At 72.8% G+C, this 16,747-nt stretch carries 16 protein-coding genes and 1 pseudogene; 7 read left to right on the top strand and 10 right to left on the bottom strand.

Going from position 1 to position 16,747, the window contains the following annotated elements:
- Positions 1-28: 28 nt before the first annotated feature.
- The 4 genes from AB0C96_RS21725 to AB0C96_RS21710 all read right to left on the bottom strand — a co-directional run bounded on the left by AB0C96_RS21725 (position 29) and on the right by AB0C96_RS21710 (position 3,242).
- The gene (locus tag AB0C96_RS21725) at positions 29-1,234 is read right to left on the bottom strand and encodes a HAMP domain-containing sensor histidine kinase (RefSeq protein ID WP_362919411.1); all 1,206 of its coding nucleotides are present in this window, start codon (positions 1,232-1,234) and stop codon (positions 29-31) included.
- 83 nt (positions 1,235-1,317) lie between these two features.
- Positions 1,318-2,031, bottom strand: coding sequence for a hypothetical protein (locus tag AB0C96_RS21720; protein WP_362919323.1), 714 nt, complete (start codon positions 2,029-2,031; stop codon positions 1,318-1,320).
- A gap of 167 nt (positions 2,032-2,198) precedes the next feature.
- Positions 2,199-2,330, bottom strand: a complete 132-nt coding sequence (locus AB0C96_RS21715; protein ID WP_362919322.1) for a hypothetical protein — start codon at positions 2,328-2,330, stop codon at positions 2,199-2,201.
- Positions 2,331-2,492: 162 nt separating this feature from the next.
- A complete protein-coding gene (locus AB0C96_RS21710; protein ID WP_362919321.1) occupies positions 2,493-3,242 on the bottom strand; it encodes a hypothetical protein in 750 nt (249 codons plus the stop codon).
- Between the two features lie 546 nt (positions 3,243-3,788).
- On the opposite strand from AB0C96_RS21710, the gene AB0C96_RS21705 reads away from it, so the two are divergent.
- The 7 genes from AB0C96_RS21705 to AB0C96_RS21675 all read left to right on the top strand — a co-directional run bounded on the left by AB0C96_RS21705 (position 3,789) and on the right by AB0C96_RS21675 (position 12,503).
- Positions 3,789-4,328 (top strand): hypothetical protein, encoded by a 540-nt coding sequence (locus tag AB0C96_RS21705; protein ID WP_362919320.1) that lies wholly within the window; start codon positions 3,789-3,791, stop codon positions 4,326-4,328.
- Positions 4,329-4,468: 140 nt separating this feature from the next.
- Entirely contained in the window at positions 4,469-5,305 is an 837-nt protein-coding gene (locus AB0C96_RS21700) for a DUF4097 family beta strand repeat-containing protein (RefSeq protein ID WP_362919319.1), read from the top strand.
- 255 nt (positions 5,306-5,560) lie between these two features.
- The gene (locus tag AB0C96_RS21695) at positions 5,561-6,802 is read left to right on the top strand and encodes a cytochrome P450 (RefSeq protein ID WP_362919318.1); all 1,242 of its coding nucleotides are present in this window, start codon (positions 5,561-5,563) and stop codon (positions 6,800-6,802) included.
- Positions 6,803-6,806: 4 nt separating this feature from the next.
- Positions 6,807-7,058: a ferredoxin gene (locus AB0C96_RS21690; protein ID WP_362919317.1), complete on the top strand. Its 252-nt coding sequence runs from the start codon at positions 6,807-6,809 to the stop codon at positions 7,056-7,058.
- A 252-nt stretch (positions 7,059-7,310) separates the two neighbouring features.
- Positions 7,311-7,883 (top strand): hypothetical protein, encoded by a 573-nt coding sequence (locus AB0C96_RS21685; protein WP_362919316.1) that lies wholly within the window; start codon positions 7,311-7,313, stop codon positions 7,881-7,883.
- A gap of 148 nt (positions 7,884-8,031) precedes the next feature.
- Positions 8,032-8,973 carry an NAD-dependent epimerase/dehydratase family protein gene (locus AB0C96_RS21680; RefSeq protein WP_362919315.1) on the top strand — a complete coding sequence of 314 codons (942 nt, stop codon included), beginning with the start codon at positions 8,032-8,034 and terminating at the stop codon, positions 8,971-8,973.
- Positions 8,970-12,503: an aminotransferase class I/II-fold pyridoxal phosphate-dependent enzyme gene (locus AB0C96_RS21675; protein WP_362919314.1), complete on the top strand. Its 3,534-nt coding sequence runs from the start codon at positions 8,970-8,972 to the stop codon at positions 12,501-12,503. The genes AB0C96_RS21680 and AB0C96_RS21675 overlap by 4 nt, the downstream gene beginning before the upstream one ends.
- Positions 12,504-12,513: 10 nt before the next feature.
- Here the strand turns inward: AB0C96_RS21675 and AB0C96_RS21670 are convergent, their stop codons facing one another.
- From AB0C96_RS21670 to AB0C96_RS21645, 6 genes and pseudogenes are all read right to left on the bottom strand, one after another.
- The gene (locus tag AB0C96_RS21670) at positions 12,514-13,092 is read right to left on the bottom strand and encodes a toxin (RefSeq protein WP_362919313.1); all 579 of its coding nucleotides are present in this window, start codon (positions 13,090-13,092) and stop codon (positions 12,514-12,516) included.
- Between the two features lie 13 nt (positions 13,093-13,105).
- Complete coding sequence (locus AB0C96_RS21665; RefSeq protein WP_362919312.1) at positions 13,106-13,546, bottom strand: helix-turn-helix domain-containing protein; 441 nt, start codon at positions 13,544-13,546, stop codon at positions 13,106-13,108.
- A gap of 392 nt (positions 13,547-13,938) precedes the next feature.
- Positions 13,939-15,093: an MAB_1171c family putative transporter gene (locus AB0C96_RS21660; RefSeq protein ID WP_362919310.1), complete on the bottom strand. Its 1,155-nt coding sequence runs from the start codon at positions 15,091-15,093 to the stop codon at positions 13,939-13,941.
- Positions 15,094-15,135: 42 nt separating this feature from the next.
- Positions 15,136-15,864, bottom strand: coding sequence for a TetR-like C-terminal domain-containing protein (locus AB0C96_RS21655; RefSeq protein ID WP_362919309.1), 729 nt, complete (start codon positions 15,862-15,864; stop codon positions 15,136-15,138).
- 199 nt (positions 15,865-16,063) lie between these two features.
- Positions 16,064-16,330: a hypothetical protein gene (locus tag AB0C96_RS21650; RefSeq protein WP_362919308.1), complete on the bottom strand. Its 267-nt coding sequence runs from the start codon at positions 16,328-16,330 to the stop codon at positions 16,064-16,066.
- A 197-nt stretch (positions 16,331-16,527) separates the two neighbouring features.
- A pseudogene (locus AB0C96_RS21645) lies at positions 16,528-16,747 on the bottom strand (hypothetical protein); the annotation flags it as partial.

Raw genomic sequence — 16,747 nt, 5'->3', positions numbered from 1 at the left:
TCGGGCCGAGGAGCGCGCGGGCGGGAGGTCACTCCTGCGGTCGCGGCTCGGCCGTCAGGCGGAGGGTGGCGACCGCGCCGCCGCCGTCGGGGGCGTTGGCGAAGCAGAGGGTGGCGCCGAGGACCCGGGCCTGGCCGACGGCGATGGTCAGGCCCAGGCCGTGGCCGGACTTCCGGCTGCCGCCCGAACGGGTCTTGAACCGCTGGGGGCCGTGGTCGAGGAGGTCGTCCGGGTAGCCGTCGCCGTGGTCCTGCACGGTGATGACGGGGCCGTCGACGGTCAGTACCACCGGTGGGCGGCCGTGCTTGTGGGCGTTGGCGACCAGATTGCCCAGGACGCGTTCGAGCCGGCGCTGGTCGGTCTCCACGCGGGCGTCCCGGACGACGTCGACATCGGCCGCCAGCCCCGTGGCCCGCACCGCGCGCTCGGCCAGCGGGCCCAGCTGGTGGAGGTCGAGGTCGGCGCGTTCGACCTGGGCGTCGAGCCGGGAGATCTCCAGCAGGTCCTCGGTCAGCCGGCGCATGGTCTGGATGCGCTCCTGCACCATCTCCGTCGGACGGCCGGGCGGGAGCAGCTCGGCGGCCGCGTGCAGTCCGGTGAGCGGGGTGCGCAGCTCGTGGGAGACGTCGGCGGTGAAGCGCTGCTCGCTGTGCAGCTTGTTCTGGAGGGTGGCGGCCATCGCGTCGAGCGCGGCCGCCACCGCGGCGGCCTCGTCCTGGGCGAGGTCGGGCCGCAGGGCGCGGGGGTCGCGCACCCGGGCGTCGAGGTCGCCGGTGCTGATGCGGCGGGCGACCCGTGCGGTGCGGTGCAGCCGGCGGGTGATGCGGGAGACGCCGAACAGCCCGACGAGCAGGGTGACGCCGATCGCGGCGGCGGACGAGCCGATGATGGCCCGGTCCAGTCCGCGGATGGCGGCGGCCCGGTCGCCGTAGTCCAGGCGTACGGCCAGCGCCCGGCCGCCGTCGACGGGGGCGACGGCCCACATCGTCGGCCGGCCCTGGTGGTCCGCGAGCTGGGTGGCGCGCTCCTTGCGCTGCACCGCCATCTCACGGAGGTGGCGGGGGAGGTCCGGCGGATCCACCGCGGCGTTGCGGCCGAGGGGCTCCCCGGCGACGTAGGTGGCCACCGCGCCGTCCAGCTCGTCCAGGGCGGCGCCGCGGGCCTGGCTCTCGGTCTGCTTGCCGACCAGGACGTGCACCAGAATGCCGAGCAGTGCGGCCAGGGTGCAGCACATGACGGTGATGAAGACGGTGAACTTCCAGTAGAGCGTCGCCGTCCAGGAGGGCAGCCGCAGCGCGGCCCACCGCCGGGCGGTGCTCACGGCGTGCGCCTGGGCGAGGGGGAGGAGACCGCCCGGTCGAACTCCATGGTCCGGATCTCCATGGTCTGCCGCTGGTCGTCCCACGCGTGGACGGTGCGCATCTCGTAGCCGGGCGAGCCGGTGGGCTCCCGCATGATCACGTCGCCGTCCGACACCTCCACCGACAGCGGGGTGCCGGCGGTGTCCAGGATCCGGTTCACCACTCCGCCGCGGATCATGTAGGCCCAGACGGCCAGCGTGTGCTCGCTCCCCTCGATGCCGACGATCAGCTCGTCCCTGCCGTCGTGCGTCAGGTCCTGGTACTCCGGGGACCGCACGGGGCAGCGCTGCGGCTCGTCACCGCACCGGGCGATCCTGCGCTCGGTGGCCTTGTCGAAGGCCGGCGTCTGCTGGCGGGTGTCCTCGGCGATCTGCGCCTTGACGACGTCGAGCGCGTCGAGCGTCCGGATGTTGCCGGAGGGGACGTGGGGCAGCCCGGGGAGGGGCGACGGCGCGTCCTGGCCGCTCTTGTCCGGCGGCGGCTGGGGCGCGGGCGACCGGTCGGGCCACAGCCGGGCCGGAGCCGAGGCGATCGGGGTGTGCCCCGCGCTCTTCGGCTGCCCGGTCCCCGCACACCCCGCCACCAGCAGCGTCGCCGCGCCCGCCGCCGAAAGAGCGAACGAGACGGTCCGTACCCGGCGGGCGAGCGGCAGGGAACGGAGCAGTGGCACGGGGACTTCCAGACAGCGCGGGGCGGCAGTGTATGGGGACGATGATGTTCCCTGTCCCGCATTACGGCAATCCCGCGGTTGCGTAACGGTGGCCCGTAGATGGGCACACAGTGCCGTTGCCGATTCGGTCACCCGTTCGAGCCTGGTGCCCCTGGAGGCGCGGGCCGTCAGCCCGCCCGGCGCCGCCCGGCCGGCACGGTCAGGCCGACGACGAGCAGCGCGCCGGAGGCGGCGAGGCAGAGCCAGGCGAAGGCGTCGCCGATCCGGTCGTGGACCGTGGTGACCCCGCGCGTCGGCACGTACGCCACCATCGTCTGCTGGTCGGTGGTGAAGGAGGGCCATCACCTCGGCGGGCCCGTCCGTGGACCACGGTCTCCCACAGGAACGCCACCCGGGGGTCCTGTCACGCACTCATGACCGCACCCTATGAGCGGTCCCGCTCCGGGCCGGGCGGGAGGGCGTCAGCCGACGCAGACGACTCCCAGCAGGCACACGGACGACGGGGAGCCCGGGTCCGCCGACGGTGTGGCCGGTGCGGCGGGCGCCGGTGCACTGCCCTGCTGGTCGGAGTTCCCGGTGGACGCGGCCGGGGCGGTGCTCGGCTGCGGTGCCGCGGCCGCCGTGGTGTGCGGCCGGGCGGCCGGCGCGGACGGGGCGTGCGGCGCCGCGCTGGGGGCCGCGGCGGCGGGGTGGGCCGCGGGGGCGGACTGCGGCTGCCGGTACGCGGGGGCATCGGCGGGCGCGGCGGCGGGGCGCTGGTGCCGGTCGGCCGCCATCGAGGGACGGGCACCCGGGTGCTGCCCAACGGGTGCCTGCGGCTGCTCCGTTGTGGCGGCGGTCTCCGTGCGGGGCGTGCCCACCCGCTCCGGGTCCGGTGACGCGGCCGCTTGGGTCTGGTTGGTGGCGGTCCGGTTCTGGAGCGCGGTGACGGTCAGGCCGCCGCCGACGAGGGCGAAGGCCGTCGCGGCCACGGCCCGGCGCCGGTACTTCTTCCACCGCGCCAGCTGACGACGCCGGGCGGCCCGGCCCTGACCGGTCGGCGAGGCGACTTCGTGGCCGCCGGACACCTCGGCGTCCGCTACATCCGTCGGCGTGCCGTCGAACGGCCCGTCGGCGGCGGCAGCAGCGGAGTACGGAGCGGTATCGGCATACGGCGCGGTATCGGCGTACGGCGCACTGGGGTGGGCGGCCGTGGTGGCGGCCTGCGCCATGTGCCACGGCTCCCATTCCGCGGTGGCGGCCGCCGCAGCGCGCCGACCGTGGGCAGGCGGAGCTATGTCCGGAGCGTAGTCGCCGCATCCGGGGCACACGAGGGCCCCGTTGAGGTTCCGGCGGCACGACGAGCAGTAGTCCATCTGCCATCTTTCTGTGCTGGCTGCGCCGCCAGGTCTCCGGCGCGCTGATCGCGTTCGTACTCGGGGTCGAACGGCCAGCAACGCTAACGGCGCCCCCGGGGTGCCACATGAAGGGAGTGTGACGCTTCGGTGCAGATTCCCTCCGGCGGGATTCCGCGCTCCGGACATGTCCCGATGAATGCCGCTGCCGACGGCCCGTGGTGCGCGCGAGGGCGTGGATTCCGCGACGTTCCGGCCCGTCCGGACCTGCACCGTCGGGTGGCTGCCGGGTGGCTGTCGAACGGCCGCCGTGCCACCTTGTTGCCCGTCCTGGTGCTCGTATGGTGCCGTCGTGATGCCATGAGCGCCAAGATGGCACCACATGGACTTGCAATGGCGCCACGATGATGCCATAGTGACGTTATGGACCTCACGCCGTACGTCGACAACCTCCGGCAAGAGCTCGCGGTCGCCGCGGACGCGGGCGGAGAAGAAGCCCGTGCCCTGGCCGAGCGGCTCACCGCTCCCCTGGAGTCGGCCGCCCGACTGACCCTGCTCAACGCGCTGTCCGCCGCCATGGGCGAGGTCACCCGGGATCTGGCGCCGGGCTCGGTCGACGTCCGGCTGCGCGGGCTCGATCCCGAGTTCGTGGTGACGCCACCGCCCGTTCTGGAGCCGCACGCGGACGCGGAGGGGCCGGGGAGCGCGCCGAGCGGTCCGCCGGCACCCGTGTCGCTGGCGCCGGCGGACGGCGACGAGGGCGGTACGGCGCGGATCAACTTCCGGCTTCCCGCCCATCTCAAGACCCGGGTCGAGGACGCGGCGGGCCAGGAAGGCCTCTCGGTCAACGCCTGGCTGGTACGGGCCGTCGCCACCGCGCTGGAACCGGGCGGGCGCAGCGCCCGGCCGTCCGCTCGCGGCGGCCCCCGGACCAAGCAGGGCTACACCGGCTGGGTTCGCTGACCCCGACCGGCCGCCCCGCACCACTTCCGGCCGCCCCGCAGCACTTCTCCACTCTCCGTCTCCCCACTCTCCGTCGCTTCTCTGTCCACACCCGCACCACCGGCGGGAACGCACACCACAGCCACGAGGACGGCACAGCCATGCCAAAATTCGACGCGCCCGAACCGCTCTTCGTCACCCTGGAATTCGACCAGGGCTCCGCCCGGATCGCCGCGAGCAAGCGCACCGACGCGGTCGTCGAGGTCCGGCCGGCCAACAGCGCCGAGGAGCTCGACGTACGGACCGCGGAGCAGACCAAGGTGACCTGCGCGGACGGGAAGTTGGTGGTCAAGGGGCCGCGCAAGCGCTCCGTGTTCGGCCGGACCGGGGTGATCGACGTGAGTGTCGAGCTGCCGGCCGGGTCGGACCTCCACGTCACCACGCCCATGGCGGACATCGCCTGTGAAGGCCGCCTCGGGGACTGCCGCATCAAGACCTCGTTCGGCGACATCCAGGTCGACGAGGTGGCGACGGCGAACCTGCGGACCGGTCACGGCGCCGTCCGCGCCGACCGCATCACGGGGGACGCCGAGGTCGTCGCCTCGGGCACGGTCGCCATCGAGACGATCGCGGGCGCGGCGACGGTCAAGAACTCCAACGGTGAGACCACGATCGGCGAGGTCGTCGGTGACCTGAAGGTGAACGCGGCGAACGGCCGGATCGACGTGGGCACGGCGCAGGGCGGCGTCGACGCCAGGTCCGCCAACGGCAGCATCCGGATCGGCGACGTGGCGCGCGGCCGGGTCGTGCTCCAGGTCGCCGCCGGTGACATCGAGGTCGGCATCCGCGAGTCCACCGCCGCCTGGCTCGATGTGCACACCGGCGTCGGCCGGGTGCGCAACTCCCTCGGCGCGGCCGAAGGTCCCGGCGACTCCGCCGAGACGGTCGAGGTGCGCGCCCGCACGAGCGTCGGCGACATCGACATCCGCCGCCCCTGACCGGCTGACCCGCCGCTCCTGACCGGCGGGTCCGACGTCACTGACCGGCCGATCCGCCGCTCCTGACCGGCGGGTCCGCCCACCCCTGCCCAACTGCGCTGCCGCCGCGTCCCGTTGGCGTTCGCGTGCGCGGCGGAGCACATCGCCGCTCCACGGCACAGCACTTCGAGAGAACTGTCATGAGCATGTCATCTCGCGCGGGCGACGCCAAGCGCTGAACGCCCCACCGCACCCGACTTCGCACTGGAGGACACCGTGCACCACGAACCGTCGACGCACTCGCCCGAGCAGACCGCGGGCGAAGCGGCCCCCGTCCCCGGCCTGCCGACGACCCGCCCCACCGGCTGCCCCTTCGACCCGCCCGCCGAGCTGGCCCGGCTGCGCGAGGAGCGGCCACTCCGCCGGATGACCTACCCCGACGGCCACGTGGGCTGGCTGGCCACCGGCTACGCCACGGTCCGGGCGATATTCGCCGACCCCCGCTTCAGCTCCCGCTACGAACTCCTCCACTTCCCGCTCCCCGGCGCGCCCGAGGGCGGCCTGCCCCCGGCCCCGGTCGGCGACCTGACCGGTATCGACGCCCCCGAACACACCCGGTACCGCAAGCTGCTGGCCGGCAAGTTCACCGTGCGGCGGATGCGTGAACTGACCCGGCGCGTGGAGCAGATCACCACCGAGCACCTGGACGCCATGGAGCGCCAGGGGCCCACGGTGGACCTGGTGGAGGCGTTCGCACAGCCCGTCCCCGCCCTGATGATCTGTGAACTGCTGGGCGTCCCCTCCGCCGAACGGGAGACCTTCCAGCGCTGGGCGACCACGCTGACCGACCGCAGCTCCAGCGACGAGGAGCGGTACGCCGCCATGACCGGGCTTCAGGAGTACCTGTACGCGCTGGTGCTGGCCAAGCGCGCCGAGCCCACCGACGATCTGCTCGGCGATCTGACCGGCAGCGACCTCACGGACGAGGAACTCGCCGGGGTGGGCGCCTTCCTGCTCGGCGCGGGCCTGGACACCACCGCCAACATGATCGCGCACGGCACCTTCGCCCTGCTGAGCAACCCGGACCAGTGCGCCGCCCTGCGCGACGATCCCGGCCTCGCCGACCAGGCCGTCGAGGAGCTGATGCGCTATCTGACCATCGCCCACACCGGGGTGAAGTCGGCACTGGAGGACGTCGAGTTGGACGGCCTGCTGATCAAGGCCGGCGAGACGGTCACCCTCTCGATGGAGGCCGCCAACCGTGACCCGCAGCGCTTCCCCGACCCCGACACCCTCGACCTGCGCCGCAAGGCCACCGGGCACCTGGGCTTCGGCCACGGCATCCACCAGTGCCTGGGCCAGCAACTGGCCCGCGTCGAGATGCGCGTCGCCCTCCCGGCGCTGCTCACCCGGTTCCCGACGCTGCGGCTGGCGGTCCCGCCGGAGGAGGTGCCGCTGCGCACCCACGCGAACGTCTACGGCGTGCACGCGCTCCCCGTCACCTGGGACGCGGAGTAGCCCGATGCCGATCACCGTAACCATCAGCATCGACCGGGACCGTTGCGTCGGCGCCGGAATGTGCGCCCTGACCGCGCCCGAGGTGTTCGACCAGGACGACGAGGACGGCCTCGTACTGCTCCGCTCCGCCGAGCCGTCGCCCGACCGGGCCGCCGCGGCCCGCCAGGCCGCCGGCCTCTGCCCCGCTCGGGTCATCACCGTCACCGAGCAACGAGCGCCCGACAGCCCACCCGGACCCCAGGACCCCGGGACGTAGCCACCGACCACACCACCACCTGCACCACCACCACCCGCACCACACGCCGCACGGGCCCAGGTCTCCGACTGGGGCCCGTGCCGCGTCATGTCGCGCCGCCGGCCGCCCGGCGGGTCGGTGGGTCTGCGGGTCGATGGCGTGAGCGACGCGACCGGCCGACGAGGCCGCTGAGCGATCATGGTCGGGGGGCCCGGTGCACGCTGCGGCCACTACGCACCATTACGCACCATGTCGAGAAGCGGGGTCCGATCAGTGACAGCAGCGAACAGCCCGGCCGCTCCCCCGGCCGGACGGCCCGCGGAATCCGGACGTCAGGGTGCGGTGGCCGGCGCGATGGTCGGCCTCTTCTGGGTCGACCGCGACGGGTGCTGGCTCGGTGCCCCGCCTGGCGGGGAGGGGGCAGCGGTACGGCTGACGGACGCCGGGCTGGAGGTGACCGGAGCGTCGGCCGCGGTGCAGAACTGGCCCCAGGTGGAGCGGGTCGCCCTGCCCGACGCCTCCGCCCGCTCGGCGTTCCGGCGCGGCCTGAGCACGGCGATCGGCCTGGCCACCACCATGGCGGGCTTCGGCGGTCCCGAAGCCGCGCCGCTGATGACGGTGTGCGTCACGCACGCCGAGGGCACGAGCGAACACCTCGTCTCCTCGGCCGCGGCGCCGGCCTACACGGAGCGCGAGGTGGAGCTCTCCCACCGCCTGCTGGAGCGCTTCGTGGCCGGCGAGCTGAACCCGTCGCTGCTCGGGGACTGGTGGCGGTCGGCCGGCCACCCCGCCAGCCCGAGGCCGGCGGCGCGCGAGACCCTGCTGGAGCAGTGGTGCGGCCGGTGAACCGCCGGGCGCGGCCCACGACCTGACCAGGGCCTTCGGGCCGTCACCGCGGGGTGCGGTCGACCGGGACAGGGGCCGCCGACTGCCCGTGGTACCCCCCTGGCTGATCTGCGACGGGAGCCACAGACGCGCGCGCTAGTGTGCGCGCGTGAGCCATTACGTCGTCATAGGATTCGGGCCCGCCGGAGCTGCCACCGCGCGACTGCTGGTCGCAGAGGGCCATGCGGTACGGGTCGTCACCAGGTCGGGGCGCAGCCCGGAGCCCGGCATCGAGCACCTCGCGTTGGACGCGACGGACGGCGAGCGACTGAGCGAGGTGGCGCAGGGCGCGGCCGCGATCTACAGCTGTGCCGCACCGCCCTACCACCGCTGGTCCCATGACTGGCCGCCGCTGGCCTCGTCGCTCTGCGCGGCGGCCGAGGCGACCGGTGCCGTCCTGGTCATGCTGGGCAACCTCTACGGCTACGGTCCGGTCACCGGTCCCATGACCGAGGAGCTGCCGCTCGCGGCGACCGGCGTCAAGGGGCGGGTGCGCGCCGCCGTCTGGGAGCAGGCGCGGAGACTGCACGAGCAGGGGCGCATCAAGGCGGTCGAGGTACGGGCCTCGGACTTCTTCGGGCCCGGCGTGACCGACGGCGGGCACCTGGCCGCACGGGTCATGCCACGGCTGCTGAGCGGCAAGCCGGTCTCCTCGCTCGGGGACCCGGACGCCCCGCACAGCTGGACCTACCTGCCCGACGTGGCCAGGGCCCTGGTCGAGGTCGCCGGCGAGGAACGGGCCTGGGGACGGGCCTGGCACGTCCCGACCGAGCCCGCGCTGTCCACCCGGGAGATGGTCGACCGCCTGGCCGCTTCGGCGGGGACGGGGCCGGTCGCGGTGCGCCGGCTGTCGCCGGCCGCGCTGGGCGTCGCCTCGGTCTTCTCCCCGCTGATCCGCGAACTGAAGGAGATCCGCTACCAGTTCGACCGACCGTTCGTGGTGGATGCGAGCGCCTACGAAGCGGCGTTCGCGGTGCGCGCCACCCCCGTCGAGGAGCAGGTCAAGGCGACGGTGGAGTGGTGGCGCGAGCGACTGGCCACCCCCCGATGACGTCGGTGACAGCCAAGGATTCCATAGCGGGGCCGGCGGGATCGGCAGCATCAGCGGGTTCACCGGCTCCCGCGGGAGCGCGGCGGGACGACGTCGCGATCGTGGGGATGGCCTGCCGGTTCCCGGGGGCGCCGGACGTGAACCAGTACTGGCGGCTGCTCATGGACCCGCAGGCGCAGTTCTCCACCGTCCCGGACTCGCGGTGGCGCACCGCCACCTTCCTCAGCGACAGCCTCCGCGATGCGTCCGCGGCGTATACGGGCACCATGGCGCTGCTGCCGGACGTCGGCCACTTCGACGCGGCGCACTACGGCATCCCGCCGCGGCGGGCCAAGTCGATGGATCCGCAGGGCCGGCTGCTGATCGACCTGGCCCGTGAGGCGATCCAGGACGCGGGGTGGGAGGCCGAGGGCTTCGACCGCGAGGAGACCTCGGTGATCACGGCGCTCACCGAGAGCGGCTACCGGTCGATCAGCACCCTTCAGGTTCGGATGCGTCAGCTGGCCGGCGGTGAGTTCGGCGCGCGGACGACCGATCCCCGCTGGTCGGAGACGGTCCGTGCGGTCGACGGTCTGCACGGCACGTCGGTGGCCGGGCTCCTGCTCAACATGGGCCCGAACACGATCAGCTCGGTCTTCGACCTGCACGGCGAGAGCTATGCGCTGGACTCGGCGTGTTCCGGTGGGCTCATGGCCGTGGCCAACGCCGTCTTCGCGCTGCGCGCCGGCCGGTGCCGCATCGCCCTCGCGGGGGGCGCCCAACTGATCCTCACCCCCGACCTGTTGGTGGGGCTGTGCCGGATCGGCGCCATCTCCCGCAGCGGCAGGTGCCTGCCGTTCGGCGCCGCGGCCGACGGCTTCGTCCTGGGGGAGGGCGCCGGCGTCCTGGTCCTGCGACCGCTGGCCGATGCGCTGGCGGCCGGCGACCGGGTCTATGCGGTGATCCGGGGTGTGGGAACGGCCAATGACGGGGCCGTACAGGGCGGTATGCACCCCCAGGCGGCCGGTCAGCTCCGGACGTTGCGCCGGGCCTACCGCGATGCGGGCCTGTCCCCGGACGCGGTGGGGTACCTGGAGGCGCACGGCACCGGGACCACGGTCGGCGACCCGGTCGAGGTCGGCGTGCTGCGCGAACTGCGCGGGGAACGGGGCGCACCCGCCTTCCTCGGCGCGGTGAAGGCGGTGGTCGGGCACTCGCTCAACGCCGCCGGGATGGCCGGACTCATCAAGACCGTACTGGCCGTGCAGCGGGGCGTGATACCGCCGCAGCCCGCGTTCGACCTGGCCGACGGTGCCGGGCTCGACGCCGCCCGGCTGACCGTCCCGACCGCACCGACCCGATGGCCGGGGTCCGGGCAGCTCCGCCGGGCGGGGGTGAGCGCCTTCGGCTTCGGCGGCACCGGCGTCCATCTGGTGGTGGAGGAGTGCCCCACGGCACCGGACCGCCCGGCACCGGACGAGGGACCGCACCTGCTGGTGCTCAGCGCCCGCGACCGGACCGGACTGGCCCGCCACGCCAGGGAACTGGCGCACACCCTCGACCGCGACCGGCCACCGCTGGCCACGGTGGCGGACACCCTGGCCCGCCGGGCTCCCCTCACGGAACGCCTCGCCGTGGTGGCGACGGACACCGCCGACGCAGCCGCCCGGCTGACCGCGGCGGCCGAGGCCGTGGCCGCGGGCCGTACCGGGGAGCTCGGGCCGGGGCAGGCGGTCGGCACGGTGCCGGCCGGTGAGCCGCCGGAGCTCGCCGTTCCCCCGTCGGGCTCGTTGACCGCCGAGGCCCGCACCCAGGCGTGGGCCCGGCTCGCGGAGCGCGCGGTCAGTGGCGCGGGGCTGCGTCCGATGACGGAGCGCAGACCCCCGTGCACCCTGCCGCCGAGCCCGCTCGCCCCGCGCCACCACTGGGCGGTGGACGCGTCGGCACGCGAGGGTGGCGGCATCCCCGCTCTCCCTGCCCCCGGGGCCGTGGGGGAGGACCGGCCCGGGCCGGTGGACCCGCCCGGGGCGACGCCCGCGGTGCGGCCGGCCGCTGCCGCGTCCGCCGCGTCCCTCGTGCTCGAAGAGGTGTCGCGGACCGGCGTCTTCCCGCTCGCCGACCTGAACGAGCGGATGGCCCTGGAGAGCGATCTCGGCTTCGACTCCCTGATGTTGCAGGAGCTGGAGGTCAACATCGGAAAACGGATACCGGGCTTCCGCACCGAGGAGATGTTCTCGCCCGGCCTCACCGTCGACCGGCTGATCGCACTGGTCGATCCGCACCTCACCGAGCCGCCGGCCCCCGCTGCGCGGCTGCCCCGGCAGACCCGGGCGGACCGGGACACGGCGACCGCGTGCGTCGACGACTTCCCGGAGGTGCGGCAGTTCGAGGAGCGTCTGAGCGCGATCACCGCCACTGGTGCGGACTTCCCGTACTTCCGGGTCCACCAGGGCACCATCCGCGACACGACCGAGATCGGCGGCCGGGCGTACCTGTCCTTCGGCAGCTACAACTACCTGGGGCTCTCCGGCCATCCGGCCGTCAACGAGGCCGTGCACCAGGCGGTGGAGCGGTACGGGACGTCGGTCTCCGCGAGCCGGGCGCTCTCCGGCGAACGGGACCTGACCGTACGGCTGGAACGGGCGCTCGCCGACTTCCTCGGCGTCGGGGACTGCCTGGCGCTGGTCAGCGGCCATGCCACCAACGTCACCGCGATAGGGCACCTCGTCGGCCCGGGGGACCTCGTGGTGCACGATGCCCTCGCCCACGACAGCATCCTCCAGGGCTGCGCACTGTCCGGGGCGGCACGACGCCCCTTCGCCCACAACGACACAGGCCAGCTGGAGCACGTGCTGCGGCGCAACCGGTCCCGCTTCCGACGGGTACTGATCGCCGTCGAGGGCGCCTACAGCATGGACGGCGACCTCGTCGACCTGCCCGCCGTGATCGAGCTGAAGAGACGCCACGGTGCCCTGCTGATGGTCGACGAGGCGCACAGCATCGGCACCGTGGGCGAACGCGGCCGTGGCGTCGGCGAGTTCTTCGGCGTCGACCGCCGTGATGTGGACCTGTGGATGGGCACCCTCTCCAAGGCCTTCGCCAGCTGCGGCGGGTACCTCGGCGGTTCGGCCCGGATGGTGCGGTGGCTGCGGCACACCCTGCCCGGCTTCGTCTACAGCGTCGGTCTGACCCCCGGCAACGCGGCCGCGGCGCTGGCCGCCGCCGAGCTGATCGAGGCGGAGCCGCACCGGGTGCGGGCGCTGCGACAGAACGCGGAGCTCTTCCGCGGCCTGGCCGCCTCGGCCGGTCTGGCGACGGGTTCCAGCGCCCACTCGCCGATCGTGCCGTGTCTCCTCGGTGATTCGGCGAGGACCCTGCGGGTCGCGGACCGGCTGTTCGACCGCGGCGTCATCGCCGACCCGATCTTCCACCCCGCCGTGGAGGAGGGCCTCGCCCGGCTGCGGTTCTTCGTCACCAGCGAACACCGCGCGGACGACGTCCGACGGGCCGTGGCGATCCTGGCCGAGGAGGTGGCGGCTGCCGGCGGGTGAGCAACTCATGTCAGATCAGGGTGCGTTCGATCCGGCTGAGCGTGGCGTTCTGCCCGGAGTCCGCACCGTCCCCGGCGTCCGCGGCCGGAGCCGCGCCGTGCCGTTCCTCGGCGCTGCCCACCTGCTGGGAGAGCAGATAGGCGATGATCTCGGCCTCCTGCTCCTGGACGTCGTCGTAGGTCGCGCGCAGGAGCATGTCACGCACGAGGTCGGGGTCGAGGTTGGGGAAGAGGAAGCGGGCGCTCGCCTCGTCCAGCCAACCCGCCCCGCGATGGCAGCAGATGATGTGACCCAGCTCGTGCAAGATGATGTGCTCCTGATGCGCGCTGGTCGTGTTGGCGTCGTAGAAGATGAGGTCCTCGTCGCGTGCGGCGACCCACATGCCGCACGGCTGCGATGCGGGCATCTGCATCGGGACCAGCGTGATCGGACGGTTGCGGACCTCGCCGAGGTGGCGGCAGAGCTCGGCCACGTCGGCCACCTGCGGCAGGTCGAGTTCGGCGAGCCGCCGTGCGCCGGCCTTCCGGAGCTTCTTGAGCTGACTGCGGCGGTCGTGGTCGGCCGACAGCCCCTTCCGGGCGCCCCTCACTCCCTCGGGCCCCTCACTCCGGCTCCGCGGGATCGGTGACCGGCGGAAGCCCCTGCATCTGCCGGTACTGGTCCATGATCGCGGTGATGGCCTGGAGGTTCTCCTTCTTCATCCCGGCCGCCCGCATCGCCACGGAGCGGACCCCGGCCTGCCGCAGCGCCTCAATGGCGGCGACCTGGCTGAGCACCGACTCGGCGACCTTGTCGTCGAAGAAGTAGGCGACCGACACGCCGAAGAAGCGCGCCAGGGCGGCCAGGAGGTCGGGTGACGGATTGGAGCGCTTGCCCGTCCGCAACTGCGACAAGTACACGCCCCCGACGCGGAGTTCGGGGTTGGCCCGCTTCAGCTCCTCCGCCACCTCGGCGTTGGTCCAGTGTCTTCCCTTGGGACGAACCGTCTTGAAGAGGTTGTCCAGGCGCACTGCCAGCATGGGCCGGTCGTCAGTCTCGGACATGGCGAATCTCCCTCCCGTCACCTCCTCGGCATTGCTCTCGGCTATCCGTCAGTTTCGCAGATTAGCGGTCAGTTGACAATCGGCCGAGACTCCGCCAACGTGGACCTCAGCCGATAGCTGATAGCTAACTTTGCTTACGGGGGTAGCCGAGTTGGTTGCCGGTCACGTCGGCCTGGGCCGGCCGCGCGCAACGGGCCGGACCAGGAAGGGCGGGACGCAGACGCACGAGTCCGGCCCGACAGGAAAGAAGGAACGGGGGACCCACGGGGGAACGGGGGAACCACGGGGGAGAAACGGGGACCCACGGGGGAAACGGGGAACCCGGAAACGGGGGAGTAACGGGGGAGAGAAACCCGCCCGGTCTGACGGGGGAACAGGCCGGGCGGGAGCTCTCAACTCACCTTGCTGAGCCTACGGTAGGCAGAGGCGACCTGGGTGAGCCATGCGACTTCCGAGGTGAAGTTGTCCGTATCGCGGTCGTCGAAGTCGCCGGCGTCCTTGTTGTCGACGGGAATGGTGCCGGTGCGCTTGGCCTGGAGCGCCTGCCTGATCTGCGCCGCTTCGGCGAACGCCTGACGGGACTCCTCGCTCGCCCCGGCGCCCGCTCCGCCGGCACCGTTGGCGGTGCGGTCGATGTAGGGGCGCAGATCCCGCCATCCGTCCCGTATTTCGATGACCCGTCGGTGGAGGCGGTAGTTGAGGTCGGAGACCGACGGCCCGGGCGGCTCCAGGACGATGTCCGGGGAGGACTCGTACAGGTCCCGCCAGAGCGGATAGAGGGCCCGGTACGAACGGTAACTACGCGCCCAGTCCAGCAGTTTGGCCGCCGAGGTCTCCCAGGAGGAGATGGTCAGGCTGAGCGAGAGGGTGAAGATGCCCACCGCGCTGAAGACGTTGGAGGCGAGCTGCCAGACGCCGATGTCGACCCCGCACGCGGCGGTGAGGATGTTGACCGTCCTGGCCAGGCAGTAGAGGAAGAGGACCACCGCGGCGACGGAGAGCAGCCGCAGGGCCTGTCGTAGCGAGGCTTTACCTGTCATCCGGGCGTAGGGCCCGCACTGGCGGAAGATGGTGACGCACGGAACCGCCTGGGAGACGATGAAGACCAGGAGGTAGGTGAGGACCAGCGGTTGGCCGCTGCCGGTGTTGAAGTCCGTGGCCGGCCGTCCGGGGCCGTCGGCGATGAGGAAGAGCGCCGTCAGCAGCACGTTGAGGACGATGCCGGTGATCATCCAGTAGCGGGCCTTGCGCACCACCTCCTCGGCGGCGCTCGCCCAGCGCAGCAGGATGATCTGCGCGCTCACGCAGAAGGCGACCGCCGAGAGGTGCATCACCAGGATGGCGAGGTTGCCGACGCCCAGGAAGCGGGTGCTCACCATGGCGACGGCGCCCATCGTGAAGGTGAGGCACTGGAGCACCAGAGTGAGCACCAGGGTGCGGTAGGCGTTGTCCCGCCAGCTGCGCCGCACCTGGCACAGCCGGTAGACGAGCGCGGCGTACGACGAGAGCGCCGCGATGACGAAGCAGAGGGTTCTTGTGGTGTTCACGGCCTGATTTCCCCGCCGGTGCCGCGCGCGGCGGCGACCGGTCTAGTCGGTGTGCGCGCCCGAGGGGACCACGAGACCGATGCCTTCGGCCGCCACGGCGATGGCGAAGTCGAAGAACGCGGACTCGTCCCGGACACTGTCGTGGGTACGGCTGAAGACCTGGAACACCAGGAGCCCGATCAGATTGCTCCACAGCACGATGCCGCGCTCGATGATGTCCGAGAACGGAGCCTCGGGGAGGCCGCCGAAGGCCTCCACGGCCGCCGGCAGGAGCAGCGGCGGGCCGGGCACCGTCCGCCGGGGCGGGGTGAGTTCACCGCCCTCCAGCGCCGCACGCACGATGCCGGCCAGCACCGCGGGGGTGCGCGAGGCGGGCGGGACGGTGTCCTGCGGGGCGTGGTAGTCCGGAACGGGCGAGCCGTAGATCAGCGTGAACTCGGCCGGGTTGGCGAAGGACCACTGCCGCAGTGCGCGGGTCACCGCGAGGAGCCGCGCGCCCGCCGACCCGCCGGCGTCCCCGGCGGCCTGATCCGCCTGCTCCATCGCGGCGCCGGACGTGTTGTAGGCGTCGATGACCAGCGCGGTCAACAGGTCGTCCCGATGCGGGAAGACGGCTTCCACCTCGGCCACGGCGAGACCGCTGCCGGCGGCAACCGCGTCCAGGGTCAGCCCTTGGGCGCCCAGTTTCCCCAGCAGTTGGCGCGCGGTGGCCTTGAGGTCCACCGTCAACCGGGCGTGCTCGTCGGCGGCGCTCGTTCCGGAAACATCCATGGCCAAACCGTACCTGTCGGCTACAACGGCCATAAGGACGGTCGCTGGAGCGCCTCGATCATGCGGCGTGATCCGGCCACACCGCCCGGTGCAGCCGTCGCCACCCCCGGTCCCGGCCCCGCCGACGCACGCGCCGGCGGGGCCGGAAACGGACGCGGTGCCCCTGCGGCAGGGGCGCCGACGTCTCATGGAACGAGGATCAGCGACTGGCGGCGCCGCCGAGTACGTTGGTCTTGGCGGCGAGGTCGTTCTTCGTCGCCAGCTTGTCGGCGACCTTGTCCAGCGACCCGACCAGCGCCTTGACGTCGACGAGGTCGCCGGGCTTCATCACGACGCTCTTGCTGACGGTGCTGCTGTCCAGCAGCGGCTTCTCGTTGCCACCGCCGGGCGCCGCAAGCGCCGGGGCGGCAGCCCCCAGCACCAGCGCGACGCCGACCACACCCGCGGCAGCCTTGGCGATCTTCACGACCCGTACCCCTTCCAGCAGCTGCGCTCAACGGCGGGGCACGACCCTCGTGCCTCCCGGGCGTCCCGTCCTCCGACGCCACCACGCACTGCCACAGCGCCTAACCTCCGCGCTCATATCAAAGTGTCGGCGCGTCACCCGTCCGAGAAATATCGTCATCATGGCCACCGGTGGTGCGGGACGGACTCCCGGAGCCGTCAGCCGCGTCCGGTGAACTGCTGGCCCACTCCGAGGCGGCGCAGGTCGGCGAGGACCTTCGGGTCCTGGGCGTCCAGCCAGTCGCAGAGCTGGCGGAAGGTGACCAGGCGGACGTCCTTGCGCCTGTCGTCGGCGATGTGCTTGATCGCTTCCTCGACGGCGTCCATGTAGATGCCGCCGTTCCACTGCTCGAAGTGGTTGCCGATGAAGAACGGTGCC

The organism is Streptomyces sp. NPDC048506, from assembly GCF_040651315.1.
Taxonomy (GTDB): Bacteria; Actinomycetota; Actinomycetes; order Streptomycetales; family Streptomycetaceae; genus Streptomyces.
Note: the sequence above shows the minus strand (reverse complement) of the source record. Positions and strands in the feature narration are given on the sequence as shown.

Coding starts and splice junctions, on each gene's coding strand:
- AB0C96_RS21725 (WP_362919411.1), bottom strand. CDS start 1,234: ATGTGCTGCACCCTGGCCGCACTGCTCGGCATTCTGGTGCACGTCCTG.
- AB0C96_RS21710 (WP_362919321.1), bottom strand. CDS start 3,242: ATGGCGCAGGCCGCCACCACGGCCGCCCACCCCAGTGCGCCGTACGCC.
- AB0C96_RS21705 (WP_362919320.1), top strand. CDS start 3,789: ATGGACCTCACGCCGTACGTCGACAACCTCCGGCAAGAGCTCGCGGTC.
- AB0C96_RS21700 (WP_362919319.1), top strand. CDS start 4,469: ATGCCAAAATTCGACGCGCCCGAACCGCTCTTCGTCACCCTGGAATTC.
- AB0C96_RS21690 (WP_362919317.1), top strand. CDS start 6,807: ATGCCGATCACCGTAACCATCAGCATCGACCGGGACCGTTGCGTCGGC.
- AB0C96_RS21675 (WP_362919314.1), top strand. CDS start 8,970: ATGACGTCGGTGACAGCCAAGGATTCCATAGCGGGGCCGGCGGGATCG.
- AB0C96_RS21665 (WP_362919312.1), bottom strand. CDS start 13,546: ATGTCCGAGACTGACGACCGGCCCATGCTGGCAGTGCGCCTGGACAAC.
- AB0C96_RS21655 (WP_362919309.1), bottom strand. CDS start 15,864: ATGGATGTTTCCGGAACGAGCGCCGCCGACGAGCACGCCCGGTTGACG.